Origin of the sequence: Maricaulis sp. D1M11, from assembly GCF_047308265.1 — a bacterium.
Classification (GTDB): Bacteria; Pseudomonadota; Alphaproteobacteria; order Caulobacterales; family Maricaulaceae; genus Maricaulis.
Genome location: NZ_JBKQWY010000007.1, coordinates 1 through 26,403 on the forward strand (window position 1 = coordinate 1; position 26,403 = coordinate 26,403).

Annotated in this window: 21 protein-coding genes and 2 pseudogenes; 21 read left to right on the forward strand and 2 right to left on the reverse strand. The window is 59.3% G+C overall.

Annotated elements, in window-relative coordinates:
* The 15 genes and pseudogenes from RMQ97_RS10970 to RMQ97_RS11040 form a co-directional block, all read left to right on the forward strand.
* Positions 1-228: pseudogene (locus tag RMQ97_RS10970) on the forward strand (hypothetical protein); the annotation flags it as partial.
* Positions 229-301: 73 nt separating this feature from the next.
* Positions 302-2,977, forward strand: a complete 2,676-nt coding sequence (locus tag RMQ97_RS10975; protein ID WP_413660925.1) for a TonB-dependent receptor domain-containing protein — start codon at positions 302-304, stop codon at positions 2,975-2,977.
* A gap of 438 nt (positions 2,978-3,415) precedes the next feature.
* On the forward strand, positions 3,416-4,285 hold the full coding sequence (locus RMQ97_RS10980) for a type II secretion system protein N (protein ID WP_413660926.1): 870 nt from the start codon (positions 3,416-3,418) through the stop codon (positions 4,283-4,285).
* A complete protein-coding gene (gene gspD, locus RMQ97_RS10985; protein WP_413660927.1) occupies positions 4,285-6,243 on the forward strand; it encodes a type II secretion system secretin GspD in 1,959 nt (652 codons plus the stop codon). The genes RMQ97_RS10980 and gspD overlap by 1 nt, the downstream gene beginning before the upstream one ends.
* A gap of 1 nt (position 6,244) precedes the next feature.
* A complete protein-coding gene (gene gspE, locus RMQ97_RS10990; protein ID WP_413660928.1) occupies positions 6,245-7,756 on the forward strand; it encodes a type II secretion system ATPase GspE in 1,512 nt (503 codons plus the stop codon).
* Positions 7,743-8,990, forward strand: a complete 1,248-nt coding sequence (gene gspF / locus RMQ97_RS10995) for a type II secretion system inner membrane protein GspF (protein WP_413660929.1) — start codon at positions 7,743-7,745, stop codon at positions 8,988-8,990. The genes gspE and gspF overlap by 14 nt, the downstream gene beginning before the upstream one ends.
* A gap of 9 nt (positions 8,991-8,999) precedes the next feature.
* Positions 9,000-9,449, forward strand: a complete 450-nt coding sequence (gene gspG / locus RMQ97_RS11000) for a type II secretion system major pseudopilin GspG (protein WP_413660930.1) — start codon at positions 9,000-9,002, stop codon at positions 9,447-9,449.
* The gene (locus tag RMQ97_RS11005) at positions 9,449-9,964 is read left to right on the forward strand and encodes a Tfp pilus assembly protein FimT/FimU (protein ID WP_413660931.1); all 516 of its coding nucleotides are present in this window, start codon (positions 9,449-9,451) and stop codon (positions 9,962-9,964) included. Before gspG ends, RMQ97_RS11005 begins: the two co-directional genes overlap by 1 nt.
* Complete coding sequence (gene gspI / locus RMQ97_RS11010; RefSeq protein ID WP_413660932.1) at positions 9,964-10,323, forward strand: type II secretion system minor pseudopilin GspI; 360 nt, start codon at positions 9,964-9,966, stop codon at positions 10,321-10,323. The genes RMQ97_RS11005 and gspI overlap by 1 nt, the downstream gene beginning before the upstream one ends.
* Complete coding sequence (gene gspJ, locus RMQ97_RS11015; protein ID WP_413660933.1) at positions 10,323-10,985, forward strand: type II secretion system minor pseudopilin GspJ; 663 nt, start codon at positions 10,323-10,325, stop codon at positions 10,983-10,985. The genes gspI and gspJ overlap by 1 nt, the downstream gene beginning before the upstream one ends.
* Positions 10,982-11,989, forward strand: coding sequence for a type II secretion system minor pseudopilin GspK (gspK, locus tag RMQ97_RS11020; protein WP_413660934.1), 1,008 nt, complete (start codon positions 10,982-10,984; stop codon positions 11,987-11,989). The genes gspJ and gspK overlap by 4 nt, the downstream gene beginning before the upstream one ends.
* On the forward strand, positions 11,986-13,209 hold the full coding sequence (gene gspL / locus RMQ97_RS11025; protein ID WP_413660935.1) for a type II secretion system protein GspL: 1,224 nt from the start codon (positions 11,986-11,988) through the stop codon (positions 13,207-13,209). The genes gspK and gspL overlap by 4 nt, the downstream gene beginning before the upstream one ends.
* Positions 13,206-13,706, forward strand: a complete 501-nt coding sequence (gene gspM, locus RMQ97_RS11030; RefSeq protein ID WP_413660936.1) for a type II secretion system protein GspM — start codon at positions 13,206-13,208, stop codon at positions 13,704-13,706. Before gspL ends, gspM begins: the two co-directional genes overlap by 4 nt.
* Positions 13,707-13,708: 2 nt before the next feature.
* Entirely contained in the window at positions 13,709-14,461 is a 753-nt protein-coding gene (gene gspN / locus RMQ97_RS11035; RefSeq protein WP_413660937.1) for a type II secretion system protein N, read from the forward strand.
* Positions 14,433-14,993 carry a hypothetical protein gene (locus RMQ97_RS11040; RefSeq protein WP_413660938.1) on the forward strand — a complete coding sequence of 187 codons (561 nt, stop codon included), beginning with the start codon at positions 14,433-14,435 and terminating at the stop codon, positions 14,991-14,993. Before gspN ends, RMQ97_RS11040 begins: the two co-directional genes overlap by 29 nt.
* Here the strand turns inward: RMQ97_RS11040 and RMQ97_RS11045 are convergent.
* The gene (locus tag RMQ97_RS11045) at positions 14,990-15,472 is read right to left on the reverse strand and encodes a prepilin peptidase (protein WP_413660939.1); all 483 of its coding nucleotides are present in this window, start codon (positions 15,470-15,472) and stop codon (positions 14,990-14,992) included. The two genes, RMQ97_RS11040 and RMQ97_RS11045, sit on opposite strands and share 4 nt — an antisense overlap.
* A gap of 69 nt (positions 15,473-15,541) precedes the next feature.
* Between RMQ97_RS11045 and phnC the strand changes: the two genes are divergently transcribed.
* The 4 genes and pseudogenes from phnC (at position 15,542) to RMQ97_RS11065 (ending at position 19,583) form a co-directional block, all read left to right on the forward strand.
* Positions 15,542-16,357 (forward strand): phosphonate ABC transporter ATP-binding protein, encoded by an 816-nt coding sequence (gene phnC, locus RMQ97_RS11050; protein ID WP_413660940.1) that lies wholly within the window; start codon positions 15,542-15,544, stop codon positions 16,355-16,357.
* A pseudogene (gene phnD, locus RMQ97_RS11055) lies at positions 16,357-17,244 on the forward strand (phosphate/phosphite/phosphonate ABC transporter substrate-binding protein); the annotation flags it as partial. The gene phnC and the pseudogene phnD, both read left to right, overlap by 1 nt.
* A 333-nt stretch (positions 17,245-17,577) precedes the next feature.
* On the forward strand, positions 17,578-18,375 hold the full coding sequence (gene phnE, locus RMQ97_RS11060; protein WP_413661235.1) for a phosphonate ABC transporter, permease protein PhnE: 798 nt from the start codon (positions 17,578-17,580) through the stop codon (positions 18,373-18,375).
* A gap of 155 nt (positions 18,376-18,530) precedes the next feature.
* Complete coding sequence (locus RMQ97_RS11065) at positions 18,531-19,583, forward strand: substrate-binding domain-containing protein (RefSeq protein ID WP_413660941.1); 1,053 nt, start codon at positions 18,531-18,533, stop codon at positions 19,581-19,583.
* 88 nt (positions 19,584-19,671) lie between these two features.
* On the opposite strand, the gene RMQ97_RS11070 is transcribed toward RMQ97_RS11065, so the two are convergent.
* A complete protein-coding gene (locus RMQ97_RS11070) occupies positions 19,672-20,739 on the reverse strand; it encodes a glycosyltransferase family 4 protein (RefSeq protein WP_413661236.1) in 1,068 nt (355 codons plus the stop codon).
* Between the two features lie 240 nt (positions 20,740-20,979).
* On the opposite strand from RMQ97_RS11070, the gene putA reads away from it, so the two are divergent.
* Both putA and RMQ97_RS11080 read left to right on the forward strand, forming a co-directional pair.
* Entirely contained in the window at positions 20,980-24,105 is a 3,126-nt protein-coding gene (putA, locus tag RMQ97_RS11075) for a bifunctional proline dehydrogenase/L-glutamate gamma-semialdehyde dehydrogenase PutA (RefSeq protein WP_413660942.1), read from the forward strand.
* 283 nt (positions 24,106-24,388) lie between these two features.
* Positions 24,389-26,278: a ribonucleoside-diphosphate reductase subunit alpha gene (locus tag RMQ97_RS11080; protein ID WP_413660943.1), complete on the forward strand. Its 1,890-nt coding sequence runs from the start codon at positions 24,389-24,391 to the stop codon at positions 26,276-26,278.
* Positions 26,279-26,403 lie beyond the last annotated feature (125 nt).

A 26,403-nucleotide genomic window follows, 5' to 3' on the forward strand; every position in this document is an offset into this window, starting at 1 on the left:
ACCTTCTTCCTGGGCCGTCCGAACAACGCCGAAATCACCAACACCCTGACCGGCGACCCGTTCTGGGTTGGTCAAACCGGTCCGGTTCCGGGTGCAACGGAGCAAGCTGCGACTGCGATCGATGTCAACGCCATCGACCCGTGGTTCGTGTCTGCTGACTATGTCGGTGCCGTCGAAGACGCCAACGACACGTGGTACCAAGGCTGGACCTTCCGTCCGGCACAGTAACGCAACCGACATGCCTGGCCGGCTCCGGCCGGCCAGGGGTGTCATTGTTTAATGCAGTCACATGGTGATTAAGATGAAAACCAATCGAATTGCACTTTCGGCTGCGTTACTGGCGTCTACCACGTTGGTGCCGGCCGCTGCGATCGCTCAAGATACCGCCCAGGGCGAGATCGAAGATCGCATCGTCGTTCGCTATCAGTACATCCCGGACGACCGTCGTGTGACGTCGGAAGTGTCCGCTGTCCTGTCTCTGGATGATCTCGAATCTACGGGTGACAGCGATCTTGCTGCTGCTCTGGTTCGTGTCACAGGCCTCTCCACGACCCAAGGCAAGTTCGTCGTCGTTCGTGGTCTGAACGAGCGCTACTCGAACACGCTCCTGAACGGCTCTCCGATGCCGTCTCCGGAACCGTTCCGTCGCGCTGCGCCGCTCGACATCTTCCCGACCAATGTTCTGTCGAACGTTCTGGTCCAGAAAACCTTCTCTCCGGAATTCCCGGGTGAGTTCGGTGGTGGTGTCATCGGCATCGAAACGGCAACCCTGCCGGAAGAGGGCTTTGTGTCCGTCTCCGTCGGTGCGTCTTTCGACACTGTCACGACCGGCAATAAGGGTCTGACCTATAACGGGTCTGACACTGATTGGCTCGGTTACGACGACGGTCTGCGTGACATTCCGGCTGAACTGGCGGCTGTGTTCAACGACGTTCGCGTCGGTAACAACCTGCCGTCTGAACAACAACAAGCCATCGGCCGTTCCCTTGTGAACTCAGAGCTGTGGGTCGCACAGGAAATCTCCGTCGACGGCAATGGCTCGATCGAGCTGACCGCTGGTGACCGTTACGACTTCGAGAACTTCTCTCTCGGTGTCATCGGTGCTGTTGGTTACTCCAACGAGTGGGAAACCCGTGAAGGTCTGCGTGGTACCGGTGGTACGACGAATGGCGTGATCCGTTACAATGACGGCCCGCCGAACGCGGCTTTTGACGACATTGCTCCGGCTGGCGAAGAAAATGACAACTTCCGTTCCACGGAAAATGTCATCGACGTGTCTGCCATGGTTTCTGTCGGTGTGGATTTCTACAACGACCACGAAATCAACCTGCTGAGCATGGTCCTGCGCTCCACCTCCAAGGAAACGCGTTCGCTTGACGAGTTCAGCGCCGCGTCCAACGGTGTGTTCCGCACGGACAATCTCGAATGGTTCGAACGTGAAGTCACGTTCAACCAGCTGACCGGTAGCCATGTCTTTGAAGGTCTGAACGACCTGTCTGTTGACTGGCGCGTGTCTGACGCCACCGCAACCCGTGACGCTCCGTACCAGCGCGAATATCGCTATGAGTACACGCAAGACGGTCTGCAGTATGGTGGTACGTCTGCCGACAACGTGACCCAGTTCTCCGAAATCGAGGACAATACGCAAGACTACGGCATCGACTTTGAAATGCCGGTCAACGTGTTCGGCCTGGATACGGAACTGAAAGCCGGTTATTCCAACACCTCGCGTGAACGTGAAGCCTTCTCCCGCTCGTTCTCCTTCGAGCAGGGTGGTGTGGGCCTCCCGAACGATCTGCGCTTTAGCCGGATCGATCACATCTTCGCAACGCAGAACATCGTCGACGAGCGCCTTCGCCTCGTGGAAATCGGTGGTGTTCTGTTCCCAGAAGCCTACAAGGGCGAGCTGGACGTTGATGCCTTCTACGCCGGTGCCGACTTTGAGCTGACCTCCTTCGTTCGCGCTGCCATCGGTGGCCGCTTCGAAGATGGTACGCAATCCGTCGACACCTTCTCTCCGCTGAGCAGCGCCACCGACAATGGTGTGGTCGAGACGTCTATCGAGGAAGATTACTTCCTGCCGGCCGTCACCCTGACCTGGACCTTTGCCGACAACCTGCAGCTCCGTACCGGTTACTCTCAGTCGATCGCCCGTCCGCAATTCCGCGAACTGGCGTTCTCCGAGTTCTTCAACACCGATACGGATCAGCGCTTCCAGGGTAACCCCTTCCTGGAAAACACCGAAATCGAGAGCTATGACGCTCGTGTCGAGTACTATTTCGGCCGTGACCAGTTCTTCACCGTCGGTGCCTTCCACAAAATCCTGGAAAACCCGATCGAGGAAATCGTTCTTCCGACCGGTGATGACCTGGCAACGGGCTTCATCAACGCTCCGGAAGCAACGCTGACCGGTGGTGAGATCGAATTCGAAAAGACCTTCGACCTCTCCGATCGCTTTGACTCTCGCTTCTTCAATGATCGCGAATGGTTCGTGAAAACGAACTACACCTACATCCAGTCCGAAGTGTCTGCGAGCTCGGGTGATCAAGTCGTGATCGCACAGGGTGCGGGTGGTCAACCGGTGCGCAGTGTCTTCTCGGCCGACTCCTTCGTGGAAGATGGTCGTGCGCTGCAAGGTCAGTCCGAGCACCTGTTCAACGTGCAGGTCGGTTACGAGACCTTTGACGGCCGTTCGCGCGGCGCTCTGCTCTACAACTACACGGGCGAGCGTACACGGGCTGTTGGCAACCTGGCCAACAACACGACCGAGATCGTCGAAGAAGTTCCGAATTCCCTCGACCTCGTCCTTAGCCACACGGTTGAGTTCGCGGATGCCGATTGGGATCTGGGCTTCTCTGTCCGCAACATTCTGGGCGACGAATATGCCGCCACCCAGTCTGCCGGCGGCGAGACCATCAATGTCGATACCTACGACGTGGGCACGAGCTTCTCGCTCTCCATCAGCCGTAGCTGGTAATCGACCCGAACTGTCAGGAGGCGGGCCTTTTTCGGAAGGCCCGCCTCACTGTTTTTACCTTTCGAATTAATGCGAAGCGTCGTAAATGTGACGTACTCGCCGTGTAATCGGTGAAGCCTGTCTTTTGGGTTATGGTTTCCGGTTCTGACGCGGTCGGGCGGACCGCCCACCTTTGCAGATCTCGGACGATCCAGGTCCTGAACCTTCCCACGGAACCGACTGGTTTTGCAGGATTGAAGGGGGGAGACCGGCTGTGAGGGCAGAGACAGTACGACGGGGCTTGGCCGATAGACGGCTGTCCCTGTCACTGAGTGAATTTCCGGATGAGGGTCCGGCAGACAAGGCTTGCGGTCCTCTCGTGACCGGGGCAATCAGGTGTCAGGCGCGCGGATTCTTGATCCTGTCGACGCCAGGGGATGAGTTCGGGTACAGAACGCCATGCAAGAGCTGAGTGTCGCAAATCGATCCGCTCGACCGGGGCCATGGCTCCGCCGGGGCCGTCTACTGGCCGAATTGGCTCTGCTCATCGGTCTGGCCTATCTGATTGCGCGCACCTTCTGGTTTATCATTTTTGGTGCTTCGGCTCAGAATTTCGCGTTGGAAGCGGCTGATCGTGAAGTCAGCCGATCCCCGTCAGGCTATAGCGCAGACTTGTCACGACTGGCAGCGACAGCGCTGTTTACCGATCGCCGCTCCGGCGAGGTGGAAGTGATCGAACAAACCTTTGTGCCCGAAACCTCCCTCAATCTTGAATTGAAAGGTTTGCGCCGCGGGTCCAGTCCGAGCGAGGGCGCAGCCATCATTCTCACGCCGGACAATTTGCAGGGCTTTTATTCGGCCGGCGAGACCATCATGGACGGCGTTGAACTGCTCGAAGTTCACGTCGACCACGTGATTATCCGCCGCCGAGGCGTGACCGAAAGCCTTTATTTGCGCGATCGTGAGGGCAATTCTACGGCCCCGACAGCGCGCTCGCCACAGATTCCGCCCGCACAGGCTGTGGCGTCTCGTCCGCCCGGCGTGGGCGCGATACCGCCGCAGCAGCGGGGTATCATGGGCATGCTGGGACCGGTCGCGGAGTATGAAAACAATATTCTGGTGGGGTATCGCTTCAGCCAGGGCAATCCGGCCTTTCTGCAAGCCATGAATCTGAACCCCAATGATCTGGTGACCGCCATTAATGGCGTGGAACTGTCCCGGATCTCCAGCCTTGAAGATTTCCTGGAAGAGGCAACGGAAAGCGACACGCTGACGATAAGCCTCGTTCGAAACAGCACCAACATGACCCTTGAAGTGGATCTTCCCTGATGATTGCGCGTTTGAAAGTGTTGATCGGTTCTGCCGTTTGTGCAGCCGCCCTGATGAGCTCGTCGGCTCCGGCCCAGGACCATGTGGTCAATTTCGAGGATGCCGAAATCCAGGCGGTGATCGAGGATGTGTCGTCCGTGACCGGATACACCTTCATCATTGATCCGTCGGTTCGCGGACGAGTGAGTATCACATCCCAGTCGGCCCTCTCAGCCGAGGAATATTTCCAGGTCTTCCTCTCGACGATGCGCGTGCATGGTTACACTGTCGTGCCGACCTCTTCTGGCGCTTTCCAGGTGGTCCCGGACAATTTGGGCGCCCGCAACACAAGCCCGGTGACGGATGATCTGCGCGGTGATCGTTATGTGACCACCGTCGTGCGTCTCGACCATGTAGGTGTACGTGACGCCATTGATGTTCTGCGCCCGATGGTCGGGGCTTCGGGCTTCGTGAACGGCATGGAAAGTGCCAGCTCGGTCGTGATGGTGGACTATGCGGAAAACGTCCGCCGCATGTTGCAAGTCATCAACGATCTCGATCGCGACACTTCCGTGTTTGAAATGGTCGAACTGAACAATGTCTCCGCGGGCGAGATGGCTCGCATCATCCAGACGGTCCGCACGAGTAATGCATCGGGTGATGATGATCGCACATTCAACGTCACCGTCGCCCCCATCCCGGCCTCGAACACGGTGCTTTTGCGTGGCAATCCGGATGCGGTCCGTGACATGATCACCCTGGTCCGCCGGGTGGACGCGGTCAGCCAGTCCAACCAGAATTTCCGTGTTGTGGCTCTGAGCCACACGAACGGCTCGGACATGCTGCCGATCCTCGAACAAGTGGTTGAGAGCTTCACCGGCGAAGACTCAACGGGGCGTCGACCGACGGTGTCCTACCACGGTCCGACTAACTCCTTGGTGATCAATGCGGATCCCGACGTGCAGCGCGAGCTGGAGATTGTGATCCGCCAGCTTGATGTGCGTCGCCCGCAGGTTCTGGTCGAGGGTATTATTGTCGAGATCTCCGACGGCATGGCCGAAGATCTGGGCGTGCAATTCCTGCTGACTGGGGGTGATAGTGGTGACGCGCCGCTCGTCATGACCCGCTATTCCAACACATCTCCGGACCTGCTGGCTCTGACCGGCGCGCTGGCCTTTGACAACACCTCCTCCAACTCCGATGGCACGACAACCAGTTCGGACAACACGCTGCGAGATGCCGCGCTGACCTCCTTACTGGGTTTTGAAGGAGCCGCTCTGGGCTTTGGCGGGGAAGACAGTGATGGCCGCCTATTCGGTGTCATCCTCAATGCTGTTGAAAGTGACACTGAATCCAATGTCCTGGCGACGCCGTCCATCGTGGCGATGGACAACCAGGAAGCATCCTTCCTGTCTGGTCAGGAAATTCCGATCACGACCGGCGAGACGCTGAGCTCGGACAACAACAACCCCTTCCGCACGATCGATCGTGAGGAAGTGGGTGTGAAGCTCACGGTCACGCCGCAGATCAATGATGGCGATACGATTCGCCTTGATATCTTCCAGGAAGTCTCGAGCGTTCTGGGCGCTGTCACGACCGGATCCACAGATCTGATCACGTCCAAGCGTTCGATCACCACAACGGTCTTGGCTGACAATGGCGAGATCATCGTTCTGGGCGGTCTCATCCAGCAGGACGATCAGACAACCATCCAGGGCATTCCGGGTTTGATGAATATGCCGGGTGTCGGGCGCCTGTTCCGCTCTGAAGGTGAAAGCTCTACGCGGACCAATCTGATGGTGTTCATCCGCCCGACGATTATCCGTTCGGAAGCAGACATGGCGGCCCTCACCAATCGCCGTTATGACTATATCTCCGGACAACAGCGTGCCGCCAGCACGGACGGATCGTCCAGCTTGGAAGACATTGTTCGGGTCTTGATGGATGATACTCCGCTCTCCGCGGCAGAAGACGAATAGAATGGCCGACACCGAGACTCCGGTCGACAAGCCGGTACCGCCGATCAGCTACAGCTTTGCCCGGGAAAAAGGAATCGCCTTTGAACCAGGAACACCACCGGTGTTCCTGGTGCGGAGCGGTGCCGACCGTCGGGCGCTGCTTGAAGCGCGCCGGGTGGTGGGTCGAACACTGCCGGTGCGTGAAATGGACGCAAGCCGGTATGACAAGGCCCTGTCGGACATCTACGCTTTCGATGGTCTGGACGAGGACGCGCGAGAGGCTGACGAACAGGCGGACAGCCTTAGCCAGCTGATCGATGACATGCCGGCCAATGAGGACTTGCTCAACAGCCAGTCTGATGCGCCGATCATTCGTCTGATCAACGGTTTGATCGCCGAGGCCATCCGAACAGCGGCGTCCGATATTCACGTGGAACCGTTTGAAGACCGCGTCGCGATCCGCTATCGGATCGATGGTGTGCTCAAGGAAACCGCCAGTGTTGCACCGAAACTGGCTTCGCCTCTGGTGTCGCGTATCAAGGTGATGTCGCGACTGGATATTGCCGAGCGCCGTGTGCCGCAGGATGGTCGTTTGACCCTAACGCTGGGTGGCAAGGCTGTGGATGTGCGGGTTTCGACCCTTCCTTCACGCCATGGCGAACGTGTGGTGCTCCGTCTTCTCGACAATTCGGAAACCCGGTTCAGTCTGGCAGATCTTGGCATGCCGGATGATGTCCAGGAAGCGTTTGAAACCGCGCTGGCCCAGCCAAACGGAATTATTCTGGTCACAGGCCCGACCGGTGCCGGTAAAACCACGACACTCTACGCCGGGCTCAATCGCCTCAATGAACAGACCCGCAATATCCTCACAGTTGAGGATCCGATCGAATATGCGATCGATGGTATCGGCCAGACCCAGGTGAATGCCAAGGTGGGCATGACCTTCGCTGCCGGTCTGCGCGCGATCCTGCGTCAGGACCCCGACATCGTCATGGTCGGCGAGATCCGGGATGTGGAGACAGCCGAGATCGCGGTTCAGGCATCGCTTACAGGGCACCTCGTGCTCTCAACCGTTCACACTAATTCCGCGATTGCTGCGATCGCGCGTTTGCGGGATATGGGTGTGGAGAGTTATCTTCTCGCCTCTACGCTGACGGCAATTGTCGCTCAGCGTCTAGTTCGTCGTCTGTGCCCGCATTGTCGTGAAGCTTATCCGGCGCTTCCAGCTGAGCGCCGTTGGCTTGGCGCATCAAATGATGAAGAGGTTACGCTCTACCAACCCAAGGGTTGTGACCACTGCAATCATCTTGGTTTTATCGGCCGGACCGGCCTCTACGAGATCGTGGTGGTAGACGATAAGCTGCGCCAATTCATTCATGATGATGTGCGCGAGAACAAGATGAACAACTACGCCTTCAAGACGCGCAATACGCTGCAATTGCATGGACGTCACATGGCACTGGCCGGAGAAACCAGCCTGGCCGAAGTGATGCGTGTCTGTCGCGATGAGGGGTCGCGCAATGCCGGCGTTTGAATACCAGGCCCTCGATCAGACGGGACGCAAGGTGCGCGGCGTCATCACGGCGGACACGGAACAGGCCGCGCGACGGGATTTGCGTCGCAAGTCCTTGGCTCCGCTTGCCGTTGGGCGAGCAGATGAGCGCAAAGCCGGATCGGGAGACGCCGCGTCCGGCGGGGGTGAAAACCTTCTGGACCGATTGCGCGCGAAAAACCTCTCTCCGCGCGAACTCATGCTGGTGACCCGGCAATTGGCGACGTTGATTGAGGCCGGACTTCCGGTCGCCGAAGCGATCAGCCTCGTCGGTGGGCAACATGACAAGCATCATGTCCGCCGTGCGCTTCTGTCGGTCCGGGCCCGGGTCATGGAGGGTGGACGACTGTCTGAAGCCCTCACGGCCTTCCCGGGATCTTTTCCGCCGGTGTATCGGGCACTGGTTTCAGCAGGCGAAGGTTCCGGAGCGCTCGGACGCGTGCTCGAACGTTTGTCAGACTATCTGGAAAAGGCCCAGGCCATTCGCAATCGAATCACTGGTGCGTTGATCTATCCGGCGGTTTTGACTGTTGTCGCGCTGCTGGTTGTCACCCTGATGATGACGGTCGTGGTGCCGCGGATCGCCGAGCAGTTCACGGGCATGGGCATGGCTTTGCCGCTGCTGACCCGCATCATGATTGCCCTATCCGAATTCATGCAGATTTGGGCCTTGCCTCTGGTGGGGATCATGTTTGCAGGAGGTGTTGTGTTGGGGGTGATGCTGCAACGCCCCGCGGTCAAGAAACCGTTCGACGGGTTTGTCCTGCGCGTTCCGATGATCGGAGGTTTTATGCGCACAACAGAGGCGGCGCGCTTCGCGCGCACCATGGGAATTTTGCTCGATTCCGGTGCCGTCCTACCTGAGGCTTTGCGGGCGGCCCAGCGAGCGATGTCCAATATGGCGCTGGCGTCGAGAGTGAGCGAAATCATTCGCGATGTAGAGACGGGCCGGGCCCTGTCCGACGCCATGAAAACGTCGAAGATTTTCCCCGCCCTCATGCTGCATATGGTGACAGCGGGTGAGCGATCCGGGGCTTTGGCGGATATGTTTGAACGTTCCGCAGATCAGCTGGAACAGGAAATCGACGGGTCCGTCACTGTCGGGCTCAGCCTGCTGCAGCCGATGATTATTCTGGGCCTCGGTATCATCGTGGTTCTTATCGTTCTGTCGATTATGCTGCCCATCTTGCAGCTCAACACAATGTTTCTGGGATAGGAGAGGGTCATGTCTGCTCAAGACCGTATCGAGGATCAGCGAGAGCGTGATCCGGAAGCCGGTTTCTCGCTGCTGGAAATCATGGTGACGCTTGTCATCATCGGCCTTCTGGCCACGATTATTGCGATCAATGTTCTGCCGGCCCAGGACCAGGCCATGGTTCAAAAGGCCCGCGCGGATATTGCGGCCCTGGAACAGGCCCTGGACTCATTCCGTCTGGATCAGCGCCGTTACCCAACGCTGGAGGAAGGCCTCAATGCGCTTGTTGAGGCTCCGGGCAATGTCGATTCCTATCGGGAAGGCGGTTATATCCGTCGCCTGCCGGACGATCCGTGGGGCAATCCGTATCAGTATGTCTATCCAGGTGAAAATGGTCTGATCGACATCTTCTCGCTGGGCGCTGACGGGCGCGAAGGTGGTGAGGATCTCGATGCCGATATCGGGAACTGGCAGGGCTGATGAGCCAAGTCCGCGCACAGACAGAGGCCGGGTTTTCACTCCTTGAGGTTCTGGTCGCCATCACGATTGTTAGCCTGATGGCAGCAACGGTGGTGCTGAGCATCGGAGTGGGGCGGTCTCCCTTGCGCGTGGAAACGGAAACCTTGGTGCTCAGCCTGCATCATGCCCATGACCAGGCGATTGCGACGGGATTGCCAACCGGGCTGGCATTGGGAGCGGATGGGGAGAGTTATGCCTTTCTCTTCTATCTCGACGGTCGGTGGTGGCCGGTTCAGGGGCAGCCGACCCTCTCCCACCACGATCTGGCCGAACGGGTGCGTATCGGTGTTCAGGATCGACCTGTCTGGCTGGATGAAAGTGAACCCGAGGAGCTTATGCTCCTGCCGCTTTTCTGGTTCGACCCGGCAGGGCTGAACGAGCCGTTCGAGCTGTGGCTGGATCATCGTGGTGACCGTGTCTTCATTACGCGTTCCTCCCAGGGCGATATTCGCGTTCGGGGTGAGGGAGAGGCCTGATGGCACGCGAGGCCGGTTTTTCCCTGATTGAGGTCCTTGTCTCGATCGCCGTTCTGGCCCTGGCGGGTGTGTCGCTGCTTAATCTGATGGGGGCAACGACACGCAATGCGGCCCAGGTGGAAGAGCGCAGCCTTGCCCTTTTGGCCGCGGAAAACCTGCTCAACATGGACATATTGCGGCCGGGGGCGCCGGAAGGCCGCTCCGGTACCTATGAATTGGCGGGGCAGAATTATGACTGGCGCCTGTCGGTGACGCCGTCTGGAACACCGGATCTTGTCCGGGTGACGCTCATCGTCCGCCCTGAAGGGGAACAGCGTGTTCTGGTCGAAATGGAAACCTTTCGGCGGGGTCGATCATAATGGCCCGGCTTCCTGATCCAGTCCGGAGCGAGGCCGGGTTCTCGCTTCTTGAAATCCTGGTTGCGGTGTTTGTGTTCTCGCTGGTGGCGTCGGCCTCGGTGATGATGATGTCCACGGCCATCAGCAGCGAAGAAGTCGCGCGTGCAGCAATGGACAGGGTGGCGCAGCTTGACCGGGTGCGCACCGTTTTGCGGGACGACCTGGGACAGGTAGTCGCGCGTCCAACCCGTGATGCAGACGGTTTGACCAGCCCCTATGTGTTTGCCGCTGCCGAGACCGGCATTCCTGATCTGGCCGATCGGGACGAGACTGTTGTTTTGGCGTTTACCCGTCGGGGGGCGGCCAATCCCGGTCGATTAAGGCCTCGCAGCTCGCTCCTGCGAGTGGAGTATTTGCTGGAAGGAAACCAGCTAGTGCGTCGTATCTACGGCTATCCCGACCCGACGCAAGAGACGGATATCCAAACCGACATATTGCTGGACGGCGTTGAAGCGTTTGAGCTGGAAATCCTGAGTGGCACATCGTGGACGCGCAGTTTTCTGGTGCCCCCGTCAGGCTCAAACACCAGTTTGCCTCGCGCCGTGAGGCTGCGTTACGAGATGCCTGGTGTTGGTGAGATCGAACATGTTCTCATCACGCCCGGAGGCGCATTCGCCCCATGAAGAAGAAGCACGACCATTCCCGTTCCAAGCGCCGCGAACGTGGCGCAAGTCTTGTGGCGACCCTCATGGTGATCAGCCTGATCAGTCTGATCGCCGTTTCTCTCGCGACGGATATGCGTTTCTCAGCAAGGCGCTCCATCAATATGGAGGTGCGGGATCAGGCGCATTGGTATGCGCTCGGCGCACGCGATTATGCGGAAAGCCTGGTTGCCCGTCTGGTGGAGGCCCCCGACACAGCGTTTCGGCCCGATGCAGCCTGGCTGGATGGCCCCCAGATCTTTCCGATCGAGGACGGCCAGCTGGCTGGGCATATTCGTGACGGCAATAACTGCTTCAACCTCAATGCCCTGGTGGTGGTCGATGAGCAGGGTTATCGGCAGGTTGTGCCAGAGGAACAACGGCGTCTGGAAGTTCTGATGCAAGCCGTCGGACTGCCGGGAAGCTTGTCCGTTCAGTTATCAGCTGAGGTCGCCGATTGGATCGACACGGACAGTCGCCCGATTGGCGGGGGGGCGGAAGACACCTCCTATGACCGGCTGCTGCGACCGCGGCGTCCGAGCAATACTCTTATGGTCGAGCGCGAGGAAATGCTGGCCTTGCGGTCGATGACGCCTCGGGCCTACGAACAGATCGAACCATTTGTGTGCACGCGTCCGGACACGGACCCGCTACCGATCAATCTGAATACGCTCAGCCTGGATGATGTGCCTTTGATGCGGGCCGCGCTGGGGGGGCAGATCAGCCGCGCGGTGGCAGAGACCGTCTTGTCAAAACGTCCGCCAGACGGGTTCGAGGCAGTCACGGAATTCTGGCAGATGGAAGAGATCCAGGCACTTGACCTGGACAGTTCACTGCAGGCGCGCTTCGCCGTAACCACTCAATACTTTGAAATCGACATTGACGTCCTGTATGCCGGGCAACGCTACCGGTTGAGTGAAGTCATCGAGGCACGGGCTGGCAGCGAGCCGATCCGTTTGACACAACGCTACGGAATCTTTTCATGAGCCTGGATCTAGTCCTTCACCTGATGCCTGACGACAAGGTGTCATGGTCGGTGATCAACCGCGAAACGCGCGGGCGTGTGCGCTCAGGCCAGGTCGAGGCCGACGCGCCACTGTCCATTCCAGCGTTCGAGGGCGTGGATCGGACGCTCTGTCTTTTGCCCTCTGAATTGATCTACACAACCCGGCTGGATGTGCCGGCGCGTAACGAACGGGAGGCCCTGCAGGCTGCGCCTTTCTTGCTGGAAGACGAGCTCGCGTCGGATCTTGAGTCCACGCTCATTACGCTCGGTCGCAAGGGAGAAGACGGACGAGTGGCTTGTGCTGTGGACAAGGACCGGGTGGCCGCATGGTTCCAGCGGCTGGCGCCGGCTCTGGTTCGACCAATCTACACATTGCCCGATTGCTTGGCTCTGGCGCCGGAAGGGGCCGCACTCAGCCTGTTCAATCGGCAAGGTTCTGTTGTGTTTCTCTACGGACACGATGTCGTTCAGCCCGGCAAACCCTGGGGGGGTGCCGCAGATCAGCGCCTGTTCGATCAGGTTCTGTCGGCGCTGGTGCATGGATTGGATGACCAGCGCATTGCTGTGTCACCCGCACTCGGTCTGGCCGGTCCGCATGTCGACACACTGACCGACATGCCGCTGGATATGCGGGCTTCCGCAATTGATGACAGCGATCTGAACGCATTGCCGGGACTGTTTGGTGCAGGGCTGTCGGCCCGCTTCGAATGGAGCAGCGTGCTTCGGCCTTTGCGGAGAACAGGGGTGATGGCCGCCGGTGTACTGGTCTGTGCAGGTCTGCTGATGGCGGCCGAGATGGTCTACTACAACTGGCAGGCAGATCGATATGACACTGCCAGTGTCGCACATTTTGATGCGGCTTTCGGCGATGAGGTGGGCGCTCAAATCACACCGGTGACCGCACGCCGCATTCTGGATCGACGTCTGGCGGATGCTGGCCTGGGGCAGGATTCCAGCTCTTTCCTCGACCTGATGGCTGGGCTGGACCAGCTGACTGAGGGCATGGATCAGATCCGGGTGGACCATGTGCGATTTGATCGTGAGCGTTTGGAATTGTCTGTGTCTGCGATTTACGACGAGTTTTCCGACTTCGATGCCCTGTCCGAGCGTGCCGGGCAGCTGGGACTTGGTCTGGATGACCAGGGGTCCCGTGAGACCGACCAGGGTATTGAGGGTGATTTTGTGTTGAGGCTGCCATGAACCGTTTCCTGACACCGCTTCTCCAGGCCTGGGGCGATCGCAGCCCACGCGAACAGATCATGCTGGGCGTGATGGGGCTGTTGGCTTTTGTCATTCTGGGGCAGATGTTGATTGTCCATCCTTTGCTCAATGCCCACGCGCGGGCTGAAGGGAATTATGCGGCGGCGATGCGCATGTTCCGCGGGATCGAAGCCGATATTGCCACCTTGCGGGATCTACGTCAGGAAAATGGACCGACCGCAACCGATCAACGGCCCTTGCGCACCGTAGTGGGCGGACTGGCCCTGGGGCATCAAATTCCGATCGCGCGCCTTGTGCCCTCGGACAATGGTCAGCTGACGGTGAACATCACGCGGGCCGAAACGCGCAGGTTGATGCAGTGGCTCGTCGAACTGGATGCCAATCACGACATCGAAGTGGTGACCTCCACCATTGACCGCCTCGATGATCTCCACGTCGAGGCCTATCTCGTCTTGCAACGTCGCGGGGGGCAATAGCCATGTTGACGGCCAATACTCACCTGGGATTGATGCTGCGCCTGGGTCTTGTTCTGACCTGTCTGACGGTTCTGTGGCTGGTCGTGCTGATGCCGGTGAAACTGGTGACGTCGCTTATGGGGGGACCTTTGGCGACCGGCGACAGTTTCGGGAGCGTCTGGGACGGGCGGATTTTCAATGCCCATATCGCCGGCGACACGGTGGATCGCATCCAGGTTCAGCTGGATCCGCTCGCTCTGTTCTCCGGGCAGGCAGCGGGCCATGTCGCGATTTCGGATTCTCAGCTGCGCGGGGATGCCTATATGTCTCTGTCGGGCTCGCGGGTTCGGGCACAAGATCTTGATTTGCGTGTGGACCTGGGCCGACTGAGCATCACGGACCTGCCGGGCATAAATCCGCAAGATCCGGTTTATGTCAGGATCCAGAGCCTGGTTCTGGACGAGGGCGACTGCGTGGAGGCCCGCGGTCTGGTTCAGTCCGGGGCGCTGGTGCCGGTTGGTCAGCTGTATGGCGTGGTCGCGCCCGAGATCGAAGGCTATCTGGCTTGCCATGAGGGACGTCCCGCGATCGACCTCGCAGGAGACACGCCGGACATGTCGTTTGAGGGCCGGGTTGTGTTTGACGCTGCCGGATATAACTGGACACTGACGGTTGAAACCCAGCGCGCAGATCTGGCTGAAGCGCTGGCTTTGATGGGGTTCAGCCAGACATCAGGGGGATGGCAACATGTCGGGCAGACACCGTATCCGCGCTAGATCCACACTCGCAGTGCTGGTCGCCGCCTTCCTGTCAGCCTGTGCGACCCCGACCCAACAGGGTGAAGCGGCTCTTCCGCCACCGTTTGCGACTGCGCCCGCAGCACCGGCTGCCGCTCCGGCGGCGCTGGCCGAGGCACTCGCACCGCAAAGACTTGTCGCGGGTGAATGCGGGATTTTTTTCTGGTCAGCGGGTCCGGAGCGTCCCTTCATCGCTTTTGAGAATTTGAGTTATGGCATCCTGCGCATCCAGCTCGACGGTCGCACACTGGAATACGCGATGGATGTGCGAGAACCGGTCTTTGTGATCGGAGACCGTTATGAGCGTCGAGTGGGTGAAACGGGCCATTTTGACAGTCTGACACTCACGGCTCAGGCGGATTCGGCGGTCGGGAGTGATGTCCTGTTCACCGAGGGCTTTCTGCGTGTGACCCGCCCGGACGGCTCCTTGCTGGTCCAACCGGTCCGAGGGGCCAGTCGGTGTGCGACGGACGAGAATACCTCATCCGCAGGCAGCCTCCCGACGGGCTAGCCAAACACGAGGTCGGCGCCCGCGAACGCACGGGCCCACCAGCTCAGTGCTATGCCAAGAGCCAGCCACGGGCCAAAGGCGACCCGGATTCGACCGTGCAGGGGTTGGCGGCGAATCACGGCGAGCAGAACCGCGAACAACACACCGCTGCCCGCTCCGATCAGCAAGATCACCGGCAGAAACCCCGCGCCGCACCAGGCGCCGCCCACCGCAAGCAGTTTGGCGTCTCCGCGACCCAGCCCATCCACGCCCCGCAGATAGCGGAATCCGGTCTCCACGGCCCAGAACAGGCCATAACCGATCAGTGCGCCGGCCAGTGCCAGAACAGGCGTTTGGGTGAGGACAAGATTGACCAGCAGCCCGACGGCCAGAAGTGGCAGTGTGACTCGATCGGGGAGACGATAGGTCCGCGCATCCACCCAGCTTAGCCAGGCCAGGGCCGACCATAAAAGAGCTGTGGCACCAATTAAGTAAAGCATCGCAGACTTGTCACATGACGGAGATAGGGCTTATGCGAACACCTATGCCGTAGCAAAGGGTCAAGTACAATGTCCGAGGCCGCCGCGCCTGTCCGCGAAAACTCCAAGGCTGTTGAAGCGCAAAGCGTTTCCATGACCTTTGGCGAAACTCGAGCGCTCGACGCCGTTCATCTCAGTGTGGACCGGGGCGAGATGGTGGCTCTTATCGGGCCGTCCGGGTCAGGCAAGTCCACGCTTTTGCGTGTCGCTGCCGGCCTGCAGGTCGCTGATACATCCTCCGGCCCGATCTCGGTGCTGGGTGACAAGGTTCAGGCCGGTGGAAAATTGGCCCGCACGCCGCGCCACCGCCGGGCTCGACTGGGTTTTATCTTCCAGCAATTCAATCTCGTTGGCCGTCTGACCCTGTTCAAGAACGTGCTCCTGGGCGCGTTAGGGCATTTGCCGGTCTGGCGCGGGGCGTTAGGCCTGTTTCCCGCAGCGGTTAAGCAATCGGCCATGGATGCCCTGACACGTGTGGGGATCGCCGATTTTGCCGGTCGGCGTGCGTCCAATCTTTCGGGAGGGCAGCAACAGCGTGGTGCCATCGCGCGGGCCCTTGTCCAGAAAGCCGAGGTCCTGTTTGCGGACGAGCCCATTGCATCGCTGGACCCGGTTTCGGCCCGCAATGTGATGGAGCTTCTGGCCGAGCTGAATGCGGATGACGGCCTGACGGTCGTAGTCACCCTTCATCAGGTCGATTATGCGCGCCGCTACTGCGCGCGCACAGTCGCCCTGAACAAGGGACATATTGTCTATGACGGGCCGAGCGAAGGGCTCACCAAGGACAAGCTGATTGAAATCTACGGTCCGGAATACGAGGCCGCCTTTTATGGAGGTGAAGAGTGATGCGCGCTCTGTCACGCCTGTTTGCGACCCTTCTGGCCGGTCTCGCTCTTGCGACGCTGGCCGCCTGTGCTCCGGCCGGAAACACGGATGTATCCGCCGAAACGGATGCCAGCGGCGAAAGCGGCGAGCGCCGCACGCTCAATTTCGGGATTATTGCTACCGAATCGACGGCCGGTGTTGAAAGCAACTGGCGTCCGCTGATCGATGCCATGTCGGAATGGACCGGCTACGACATCCAGCCCTATTTCGCGTCTGACTATGCCGGCATGATCCAGGCCATGCGCTATGACAGCGTGCAGTTTGGCTGGTTCTCCAATTTCTCCGGTCTACAGGCTGTGCGCCTGTCGGGCGGGGAAGTGTTTGCCAAAGCAACCTACCCCGATGGGGCCGAGGGGTATTACTCGGTTCTCCTCGTCCCGGTGGAGAGCGAGATCAATTCACTGGACGATCTGTTGAGCTGTGATGGATCGATCGATTTTGGCATGGGCGATCCCAATTCGACATCCGGTTTCCTGGTGCCGTCGGCATTTATCTTTGCACCGCGCGGGATCGATCCCAATGCCTGTTTCAATTCGGTCACCAATGCCAGTCATGAGGCGAATATCCTGGCCGTTGCCAACGGTCTGGTTGATGTCGCGACCAATAACACGACCAATCTGGAAGTGATTGCCCGCAGTCGGCCGGATGTTCGTGCGCAGGTCCGAGAAATTTGGCGCTCGCCGATGATCCAGACCGATCCCATCATCTGGCGTCGCGAGCTGGATGATGAAGCCAAGCGGCGACTGCAATACTTCTTCATGAATTATGGTCGCATGGGCACGCCGGAGGAGATCGCCGAGGCGCGCGCCATTTTGACGCCGCTCTTTTTCGGGACTTTCCTGCCCTCATCCAATGCTCACCTCGATCCGATCGTCCAGCTGGAGATTGTCCGCAATCTGACGGCTGTACGAAATGACCCGGATTTGAGCGAAGAGGACCGTGCGGCGCAGATCGCTGACCTTGAAGCCCGTCTGGCCTCGGTCGAGGCCGGCAATTCCGAACTGGCCACGCTGGTCAGCTCCGCCGATACGGCCGAAATCGGCGAGACGGGGACCGACACAGGCGCACAGGCCTCCGGTGCCTGGACCCAGATCCTGGTGATTGTGGTCCTGGCGGCCGGCTTGTTCGTCGCCTTGCTCTGGGCGACAGCTCCACGCGGCCCGGGGCCGCGCGTTCCGTTCATGCAGCGTGCGATGAACACAGCCCTGAGTGCGGGTGTGGTGGTCATTCTGGTCTGGAGCTTCAACGCGGCCAATATGGATCGGGCTTATCTTCTCGTCGAAAACGCGGGGGATATGGGTGAATTCATCGCCGGCTTCTTCCCGGAGAATTTGTTTGATGCGCAATCGCGCGGCAGTTACTGGCACGAGCTGAGCGAAGGCATTGGCGAGGCTCTGCCACAGATGATCGTGACCGTTCAGATCGCTATCTGGGGCACATTCATTGCCGTACTGGCTGCTATCCCGTTCGGTCTTCTCAGCGCGCGGAATGTGGCGCCAGGCTGGGTCGTTCAGCCGGTTCGACGGTTGATGGATGTCTTCCGCTCGATCAACGAGCTGATCATTGCCCTGGTCTTTATCGCTGCTGTCGGGTTGGGCCCTCTGGCTGGTGTGATGGCCCTGGCCGTCCACACGACCGGTGTTCTGGCCAAGCTCTTCTCCGAGGCGGTTGAATCCATCGATCCCGGGCCAGTCGAAGGTGTGCGTGCGACCGGAGCGTCACCGCTGCACGAGGTGATCTGGGCGGTGATTCCCCAGGTTGCCCCGCTCTGGACCTCGTTTGGCTTGTATCGCTTTGAGTCCAATGCCCGTTCGGCCACGGTTCTGGGTCTCATTGGCGCGGGCGGTATCGGTCAGATCCTGTTCGAAGCCGTTCGAGCGTTCGATTATCAACGTACGGCGGCGATTGTTCTGGTGATCGTGATTGCGGTGAGCCTGATCGATCTGTTCTCGCAACTGCTCCGTAAGCGTCTCGTTTAATCACAGACGTGTCCCAGAAGTGTCATGATTGGCCGCTATTGGATTTTCAAAGCGGCCAATTGTGTATTGGTCTGGGGATGGTTCGACAGGTGGGGAGACCGGTCGTCCAACAACTCGATCCGGGCAACCGGCTCGCGGGCTAGAAGGGTTCCGCTATGAAAACGCAGGCGTTTATCGCCCTGGCGGCTGGTCTTGCGATCAGTGTATCCGCCGAGGCTCAACAACGGGACCAGATCCGCATTGTCGGGTCTTCGACCGTTTATCCATTCTCGACGGCCGTGGCGGAGTCGTTTGGAGCCAAGACCGGATTTGCAACGCCGGTCGTGGAGTCCACCGGGTCCGGCGGCGGGCTGCGTCTCTTCTGTTCCGGTGTCGGAACGGAACATCCCGATATCACCAATGCGTCCCGGCGCATGCTCACCTCTGAGTATGAGTTGTGTCAGAGCAATGGTGTGCGTGAGATCACCGAAGTCCGGATTGGCTATGATGGCATTGTTTTGGCCGCGGCTGATAATGGTCAGGCGGCCATGGATCTGACCCTGACCCAGTTGTGGCTGGCCCTGGCTGACCAGGTCCCGGCTGACGAGACCTGTTCGAGCTTCGTGGACAATCCTCATTCGGCCTGGTCGGATGTGGATGCCAGCCTGCCGGGGCAACGCATTGAGGTTTTCGGTCCGCCGCCGACCTCGGGTACGCGCGATGCCTTTGTGGAACTGGCTTTGCAGGCCGGTGCGCGCGGATTGGCCTGTATGGCGGAACTTGAAGAAAGCGATCCGATCCGGTTTGACGCCATTGCCAGCCGGATCCGTGAGGACGGTCAATGGGTGGATGCAGGCGAGAATGACAACGCCATTGTACAGACCCTTGTCAATACGCCGACGGCCTTTGGTGTGTTCGGTTATTCCTTCCTGGACCAGAATTCCGACCGCCTGATCGGCACGCTGATCGATGGGGTGGAACCGGAATTCTACGCCATTGCCGAAGGCGATTATCCGGTGTCGCGGTCACTCTTCTTCTATGTGAAGAACCAGCACGCACCGATCGTGCCGGGCATCGCCGAATTTGTCTCCGAGTTTACCTCTGAAGATGCCTGGGGTGAGTTCGGATATCTTTCGGACCGGGGGCTGATCCCGCTCCTGGAAGACGAGCGTGACGAAGTGGCGCGGTCCTCCCGTGCGCTGGAGCCGATGACACAGGCGCCGGAATAAGTCCGGACCTATGCCGCACTGGTCTTGAAATGCAAAACGCCGCCTTCAGCTAAAGGCGGCGTTTGTTTTGGAGCGCTGTCTGGCGAGACTAGCCCAGATCATTGCGCCGGCGCAGGCGTTGCCAGAACCGGCGACGTTCGGGCTTGGGCTGAGGCTTGAGATTGTGCACAAAATCGATGGCACACTGTTTCCAGGAGTGTTTTTCAGCGTGGGCACGCGGTGCAGCGCGGTCGATTTCGAGGCAGTCGAGACAGGCCTGGCGCAGGTCTTCATTGATGAAACCGCCGCCGGACCCCGGGATGATGTCCTTGGGGCCGTGGGCCGGATAGGCCGCGACCGGTGTGCCGCACGCCATGGCCTCCAGATTGACCAGGCCGAACGTGTCGGTCCAGCTCGGGAAGACGAACACATCCGCGTCGGCAAAATAGCGAGCCAGCTCATCTCCGAATTTTGAACCGGTAAAGACGGCCTCAGGGAATTTGGTTTCCAGTTCTTCGCGCTGCGGTCCATCACCGACCACCACTTTGGTGCCCGGCAGGTCGAGTGCGAGGAAGGACTCGATGTTTTTCTCAACGGCGATGCGGCCGACATTGACCCAGATCGGACGTTCCAGCCCGTCGTAAACGTCTTCGCCGTTCAGCTTACGCTTGTCCGGATTGAAGAGTTCCACATCCACGCCGCGCGCCCAGGGGGTGATATTCTTGAAGCCACGTTCAGCCAGATCGTCACGCATGGAGGGGGTCGTGACCATCATGCGGCCGCCGGCATTGTGGAACCAGCGCATGAAGGCATAACCCGCAGCCAGCGGGATGAATTTGAACCGGGCGTTGACGTATTCGGGGAATTTGGTGTGGTAGCTGGTCGTGAAGGGAAGCTTCCACTTCTTGCAGATGGCCCGTGCGGCCTGGCCCAGCGGTCCTTCTGTCGCGATGTGGATGGCTTCCGGTTCGAATTCCCGAAACCGCCGCGCGATATCGCCGCGGGCATTCACGGCCAGCTTGATCTCGGGATAGGTAGGCAAGGGAAAGGTCTTGTATCCCAGACCCGGGTGAATCACTTCGACGTCATGGCCGAGCGCCTTGCACTCTTCCATTGTTCTCGACAGCGTCCGGACAACACCGTTGACCTGCGGTTCCCATGCATCCGTGACCAGCATGATGCGCTGCGGACGATCCTCCGCGCCAGACGTCTCGACGTCGTTATTCGTCCCGTTTTCGACCTGTTCCACGTCCATGTTTCCGCTATCTTTCCTGTCCGCCACTCACTTGGCCTGACAGCGTCTTAGCGCATTCGAGGGGCTGCGCGAAGGGTCACCGCACACAAGACTTGCCGAGGAGGTTTTGCGGGATCATTCTCCGCTCAAAATAACGCCGTTTTGGCTCGGGAGTGAGACACCATGGATACCCATTCCACGTTGACCCTGAATTGGGACGAACTTGATGCATTGAAACACGCTGACGAGAATGATCGTGTTTCGCAACTTCTCGGCAAAATCAATCTGGATGCTGTAGCCCAGGGCCGGATCCAGGATCAGGCTGTAGACCTCGTTGAACGGGCTCGCCGTTCGACCAAGGCCAAAGGCTTGATGGAATCCTTCCTTCAGGAGTTTGGCCTATCCAATAAGGAGGGGCTGGCCCTGATGTGTCTGGCCGAAGCGCTTCTGCGTGTGCCTGACAGTGAAACAGCCGACAAACTAATCGCCGAGAAGATCTCCAGCGGTGAGTGGTCTGAGCACGCAGGAAAGTCGGAAAGCTGGCTGGTCAACGCCTCCACCCTCGGACTCATGCTGACCGGACGCATTATCGATGTCGAACCGGAGGCGCGTGCGAACCCGACCGGCTATCTGCGCAAGCTGACCCAGAAAGCCGGCGAACCGGTCATTCGGGCCGCCACCATGCAGGCTATGCGCATTATGGGGGAGCAGTTTGTGCTGGGTCGCACGATCCCCGAAGCCCTCAAACGCGGATCGAAGGGCGAGGGGGCGTTGTGTTCGTTCGACATGCTGGGCGAGGGGGCTCGTACAGAGGCTGATGCGCTGCGTTACCACAAGCGATATCTCGATGCGATCGAAGCGGTGGGGAAAGCCCGTGGTGACGGGCCCATCGAGGCCGTACACGGAGTGTCAGTGAAACTCTCTGCGCTCCATGCCCGCTATGAGGCCGTCAATGAAACCCGTGTAATGGCCGAGCTGTATCCGCGGGTGTTGGAACAGGCCCAGGCTGCACGGGCTCACGATATCGGTTTCTGCATGGATGCGGAGGAAGCTGATCGACTTGTGATCTCCCTGCAGATCCTTGAGCGGCTGTCGCGAGAGGACAGTCTCGCAGGATGGAACGGTCTGGGACTGGCTGTGCAGGCCTATCAGAAGCGCGCCGAGGCGGTGATCGGCAAGATCATTGATCTGGGCCGCGAGACCGGTCGACGCTTTCTCGTGCGTCTAGTGAAAGGCGCCTACTGGGATACCGAGATCAAGATGAGCCAGCAGATGGGTTGGCCTGATTTCCCGGTCTGGACCACCAAGCCGGCCACGGACCTGCACTATCTGGTCTGCGCCCGCCGCATGCTGTCCGCGCCGGAGGCCATCTATTCCCAGTTCGCGACCCATAATGCGCACACGCTGTGTTCGGTCCGGGAGCTGGCTCTCGAGGCGGGCGTCGAGGCCTATGAATTCCAGCGCCTGCACGGCATGGGCGAACCGCTCTACCGGGCCGCTCTCGACGCCTTCGGGCCGCGGCATGTCCGAGTGTATGCGCCCGTGGGCAGTCATGAAGACCTGTTGCCCTATCTGGTGCGTCGTTTGCTGGAGAATGGGGCCAACACCTCCTTTGTCCATTCCTTCCTGGATGATGCTGTACCGGCTACGGATGTGGCACGTGGCCCGTTTGACGCGGCGTTTAATCTTGCTCGCCATCCCCGCATTCCTGCACCTATGGCTCTCTATGGCGAGGCGCGCATCAACTCGAGAGGCTTCGATCTGAGCCAGCAACAGACTCGACATGACTTTGCCCAGGCGCTGGACCGGCTCGATGCTCAAGGGCCGATCAGGGCGACAGGTTTGATTGGCGGACGCGCAACCTCGGGAGAGAGCGTGGATATTCTTTCGCCTGCGGATCGCGCGCGCCTGGTCGGTACGGTCGTGGAGGCGAGTGAAGCTGATGTGTCCGAGGCCTTCGACCTGGCAGACGCCGCCCAGGGTGAATGGGATCGCCGGGGCGGTGTTGCGCGCGGAACTATCCTGCGCGCGATGGGGGACGCACTGGAAGCAGACACATTGCGTCTGTGCGCCTTGATGTCCCGCGAGGCTGGCAAGACGCTGGAAGACGGGATTGCCGAGGTGCGCGAAGCCGTCGACTTCTTCCGTTATTATGCCGCCCAGGCGGAACGGGAGTTTGAAGGCGAGACACGCATGCCTGGCCCGGCCGGTGAAACGAATCATCTCGGTCTTAAAGGGCGCGGAGTGTTCGTCTGTATCAGTCCGTGGAATTTCCCGCTGGCGATCTTCTCCGGACAACTTGCAGCGGCACTCGCGGCGGGCAATACGGTTCTCGCTAAGCCGGCTGAACAGGTGCCGTTGATTGCCTATGAGGCGGTCAAACTGTTCCGTGAAGCCGGCCTGCCTGAGAATGTGCTGCACCTTCTGCCCGGCCAGGGGGAAAGTGTGGGCGCCGCGCTCACGCGAGATACGCGGACGACAGGCGTCGCCTTTACCGGCTCGACCGAGGTGGCTCGCCTGATCAATCGGGCGCTGGCCGCGCGCGATGCGGCCATTGCGCCTTTGATTGCAGAGACAGGGGGGCTCAATGCGATGTTCGTCGATACCACGGCCCTGAAAGAGCAAGTGGTGGATGACGTCATCCAGTCGGCCTTCGGATCCGCCGGTCAACGCTGTTCGGCCCTGCGCATCCTCTTTCTGCCCGAAGAGACGGCCGATGATTTTATCGAGACCCTGGCAGGGGCGATGGATGAATTGTGTCTGGGAGACCCGTCTGAGCCGTCCACGGATGTCGGTCCGGTGATCGATGAGGAGGCTCGGGCCGGCTTGATGGCGCATGTGACACGCATGGCGTCAGAGGAGAAGGTGCTCAAACGTCTCGATCTGGGCGAGCTGGAGGCGCGTGGATGTTTCTTCGCTCCTACGATGATCGAGCTTTCGAATCTCGATTCGATGGAGCGGGAGGTTTTTGGCCCGGTACTCCATATTCTTCGGTATCGTCGGAGCGAGCTTAAGCAACTTGCTGCACAGCTCGCAGGCAAGGGATATGGCTTGACGCTGGGGATTCATTCCCGTCTGCAAACTTTCCACAAAGAAATTCAGTCTGCGGTGCCTGCCGGTAATATTTATGTCAATCGCAACATGATTGGCGCTGTCGTCGGGGTCCAGCCATTCGGCGGGGAAGGCTTGTCTGGCACGGGTCCCAAGGCCGGTGGACCGCATTATCTCCACCGCTTTGCGGGTGAGCGAACTGTTACAGTGAACATTTCTGCACAAGGCGGAGACCCTGAACTGCTCAACCTCTCCTGAGGCTTTGAATCTGACTGTGCATATTGGTGAATCGGGTCTTAACTCCCGTTAATGGGAGTTGAGCCCGCATTCGGGGCGTTAGCAGCTTGTTAACTAAAAATCCCCGGATGAACCCATTCTGGCCGTTGACCGTCATTTTGAGCTGAGCCACTATATGTTGGGTCAGCTGGGGACAGCGGCACACTATGCAGACTTTTTTCGGTCTTTAACGGTATGTATGACACGCGAGCGATTTTTCGCGTGCCCGGGGAATGTGTCTCCGGATTTTGGGAGCAGAAGTGACATGACGCCTTTCGATTCGGCCATCCAACACGCCTCCATTGCCAAGCCGACCACGGGTCGACGCGGCAAGCCGAAGAGCACGGAGACGGTCGAGCTGCGTGTGGTTCAGAGCGTGAAAGTGGACCGGTCGCGGGATGCCCTCCTGACCGATTTCGGCAAGAAGACTCTGGAAGACCGTTACCTGCTGCCCGGTGAATCCTATCAGGACATGTTCGCCCGAGTGGCTGAGGCCTATGCCGATGATTACGAGCACGCCCAGCGTCTGTATGATTACATCTCGCGCCTGTGGTTCATGCCGGCCACGCCGGTTCTGTCCAATGGCGGCGCGGATCGCGGCCTGCCGATCTCCTGCTTCCTGAACACAGTGGGTGATAGCCTGGACGAAATCGTCAATAGCTGGACCGAAAATGTCTGGCTCGCTTCAAATGGCGGCGGCATCGGGACGTATTGGGGTGATGTGCGCTCGATCGGCGAGAAAGTGGGCCAGAACGGTCAGACCTCCGGCATTATTCCCTTTATCCGCGTTATGGACAGCCTGACTCTGGCGATCTCCCAAGGGTCCCTGCGTCGTGGCTCCGCAGCCGTGTATCTGGACGTCAACCATCCGGAAATCGAGGAGTTTCTCGAGATCCGTAAACCGTCTGGAGATTTCAACCGCAAATCCCTGAACCTGCACCATGGTCTCAACATCTCCGACGCTTTCATGGAAGCGGTGCGCGATGATGAGGAATTCGAGCTGAAATCCCCGAAAACGGGTGAGGTGCTCAAGACCGTCAATGCACGCAAGCTGTGGCAGAAAATCCTGGAACTGCGCCTGCAGACTGGTGAACCCTACATCATCTTCTCGGACACGGTGAACAACGCACTTCCGGCCCACCAGCGCAAGCTGGGTCTGAAAGTGCGTCAGTCCAATCTGTGTTCTGAGATCATGCTTCCGACGGGCATTGACCATAACGGCCAGGAGCGGACGGCGGTGTGCTGCCTGTCCTCGCTCAATGCGGCGAAATACATGGAGTGGAAGGACGACGAGACCTTCATCGAGGACATTTTCCGTTTCCTCGACAATGTGCTCCAGGACTTCATCAATCGTGCTCCGGAAGAAATGGACCGGGCGGTCTATTCCGCCATCCAGGAGCGTTCCGTGGGTCTGGGCCTGATGGGCCTCCACACCTTCCTCCAACAGATGAATGTGCCGTTTGAATCGGCTATGGCGAAGTCTTGGAATACGCGCCTATTCAAATACATCCGCCAGGAGGCTGACAAGGCGTCTGTCAAGCTGGCCGAAGAACGTGGGGCCTGCCCGGATGCTGAATTGTCGGGTGTGAAAGCGCGTTTCTCTCACAAGCTTGCCATCGCGCCGACCGCCTCCATCTCCATCATTTGTGGCGGGGTGTCTGCAGGTATCGAGCCGATCCCAGCCAATGTGTACACGCACAAAACCCTATCCGGTTCCACGACGGTGAAAAATCCGCAATTGGAGGCCATCCTGGACGAAAAGGGCGAGAACCGTCCGGCGGTCTGGGCCTCCATTCTGGAGCATGAAGGCTCGGTCCAGCATCTCGATTGCCTGGACGAACACGAAAAAGCGCTGTTCCGGACCGCGTTCGAGCTGGATCAGCGCTGGGTGATCGAGCATGCAGCCGATCGTACGCCCTATATCTGCCAGGCCCAGTCCCTGAACGTCTTCCTGCCAGGGGATATCAACAAGTGGGATCTTCACATGCTGCACTGGACAGCGTGGGAGAAGGGCGTGAAATCGCTCTATTATTGCCGTTCGAAATCGGTCCAGCGCGCGGCCTATGCCGGGGCAGAAGGTAAAAAATCTGATGCCGAGGCAGCGATGGAAGCAGCGGCGCCCACCGATTATGAAGAATGCCTGGCTTGCCAGTAAGTCTTTGACAAAACGCAAGTCTTTCGTGTGCCTGAGAGCCCGGCTTCGTGCCGGGCTCTTTTTTTATTTATGGCGCTGTTGGACGAATTGCGCAGAAATGTGTTAACTCTTTTCGCCTGTGGCGG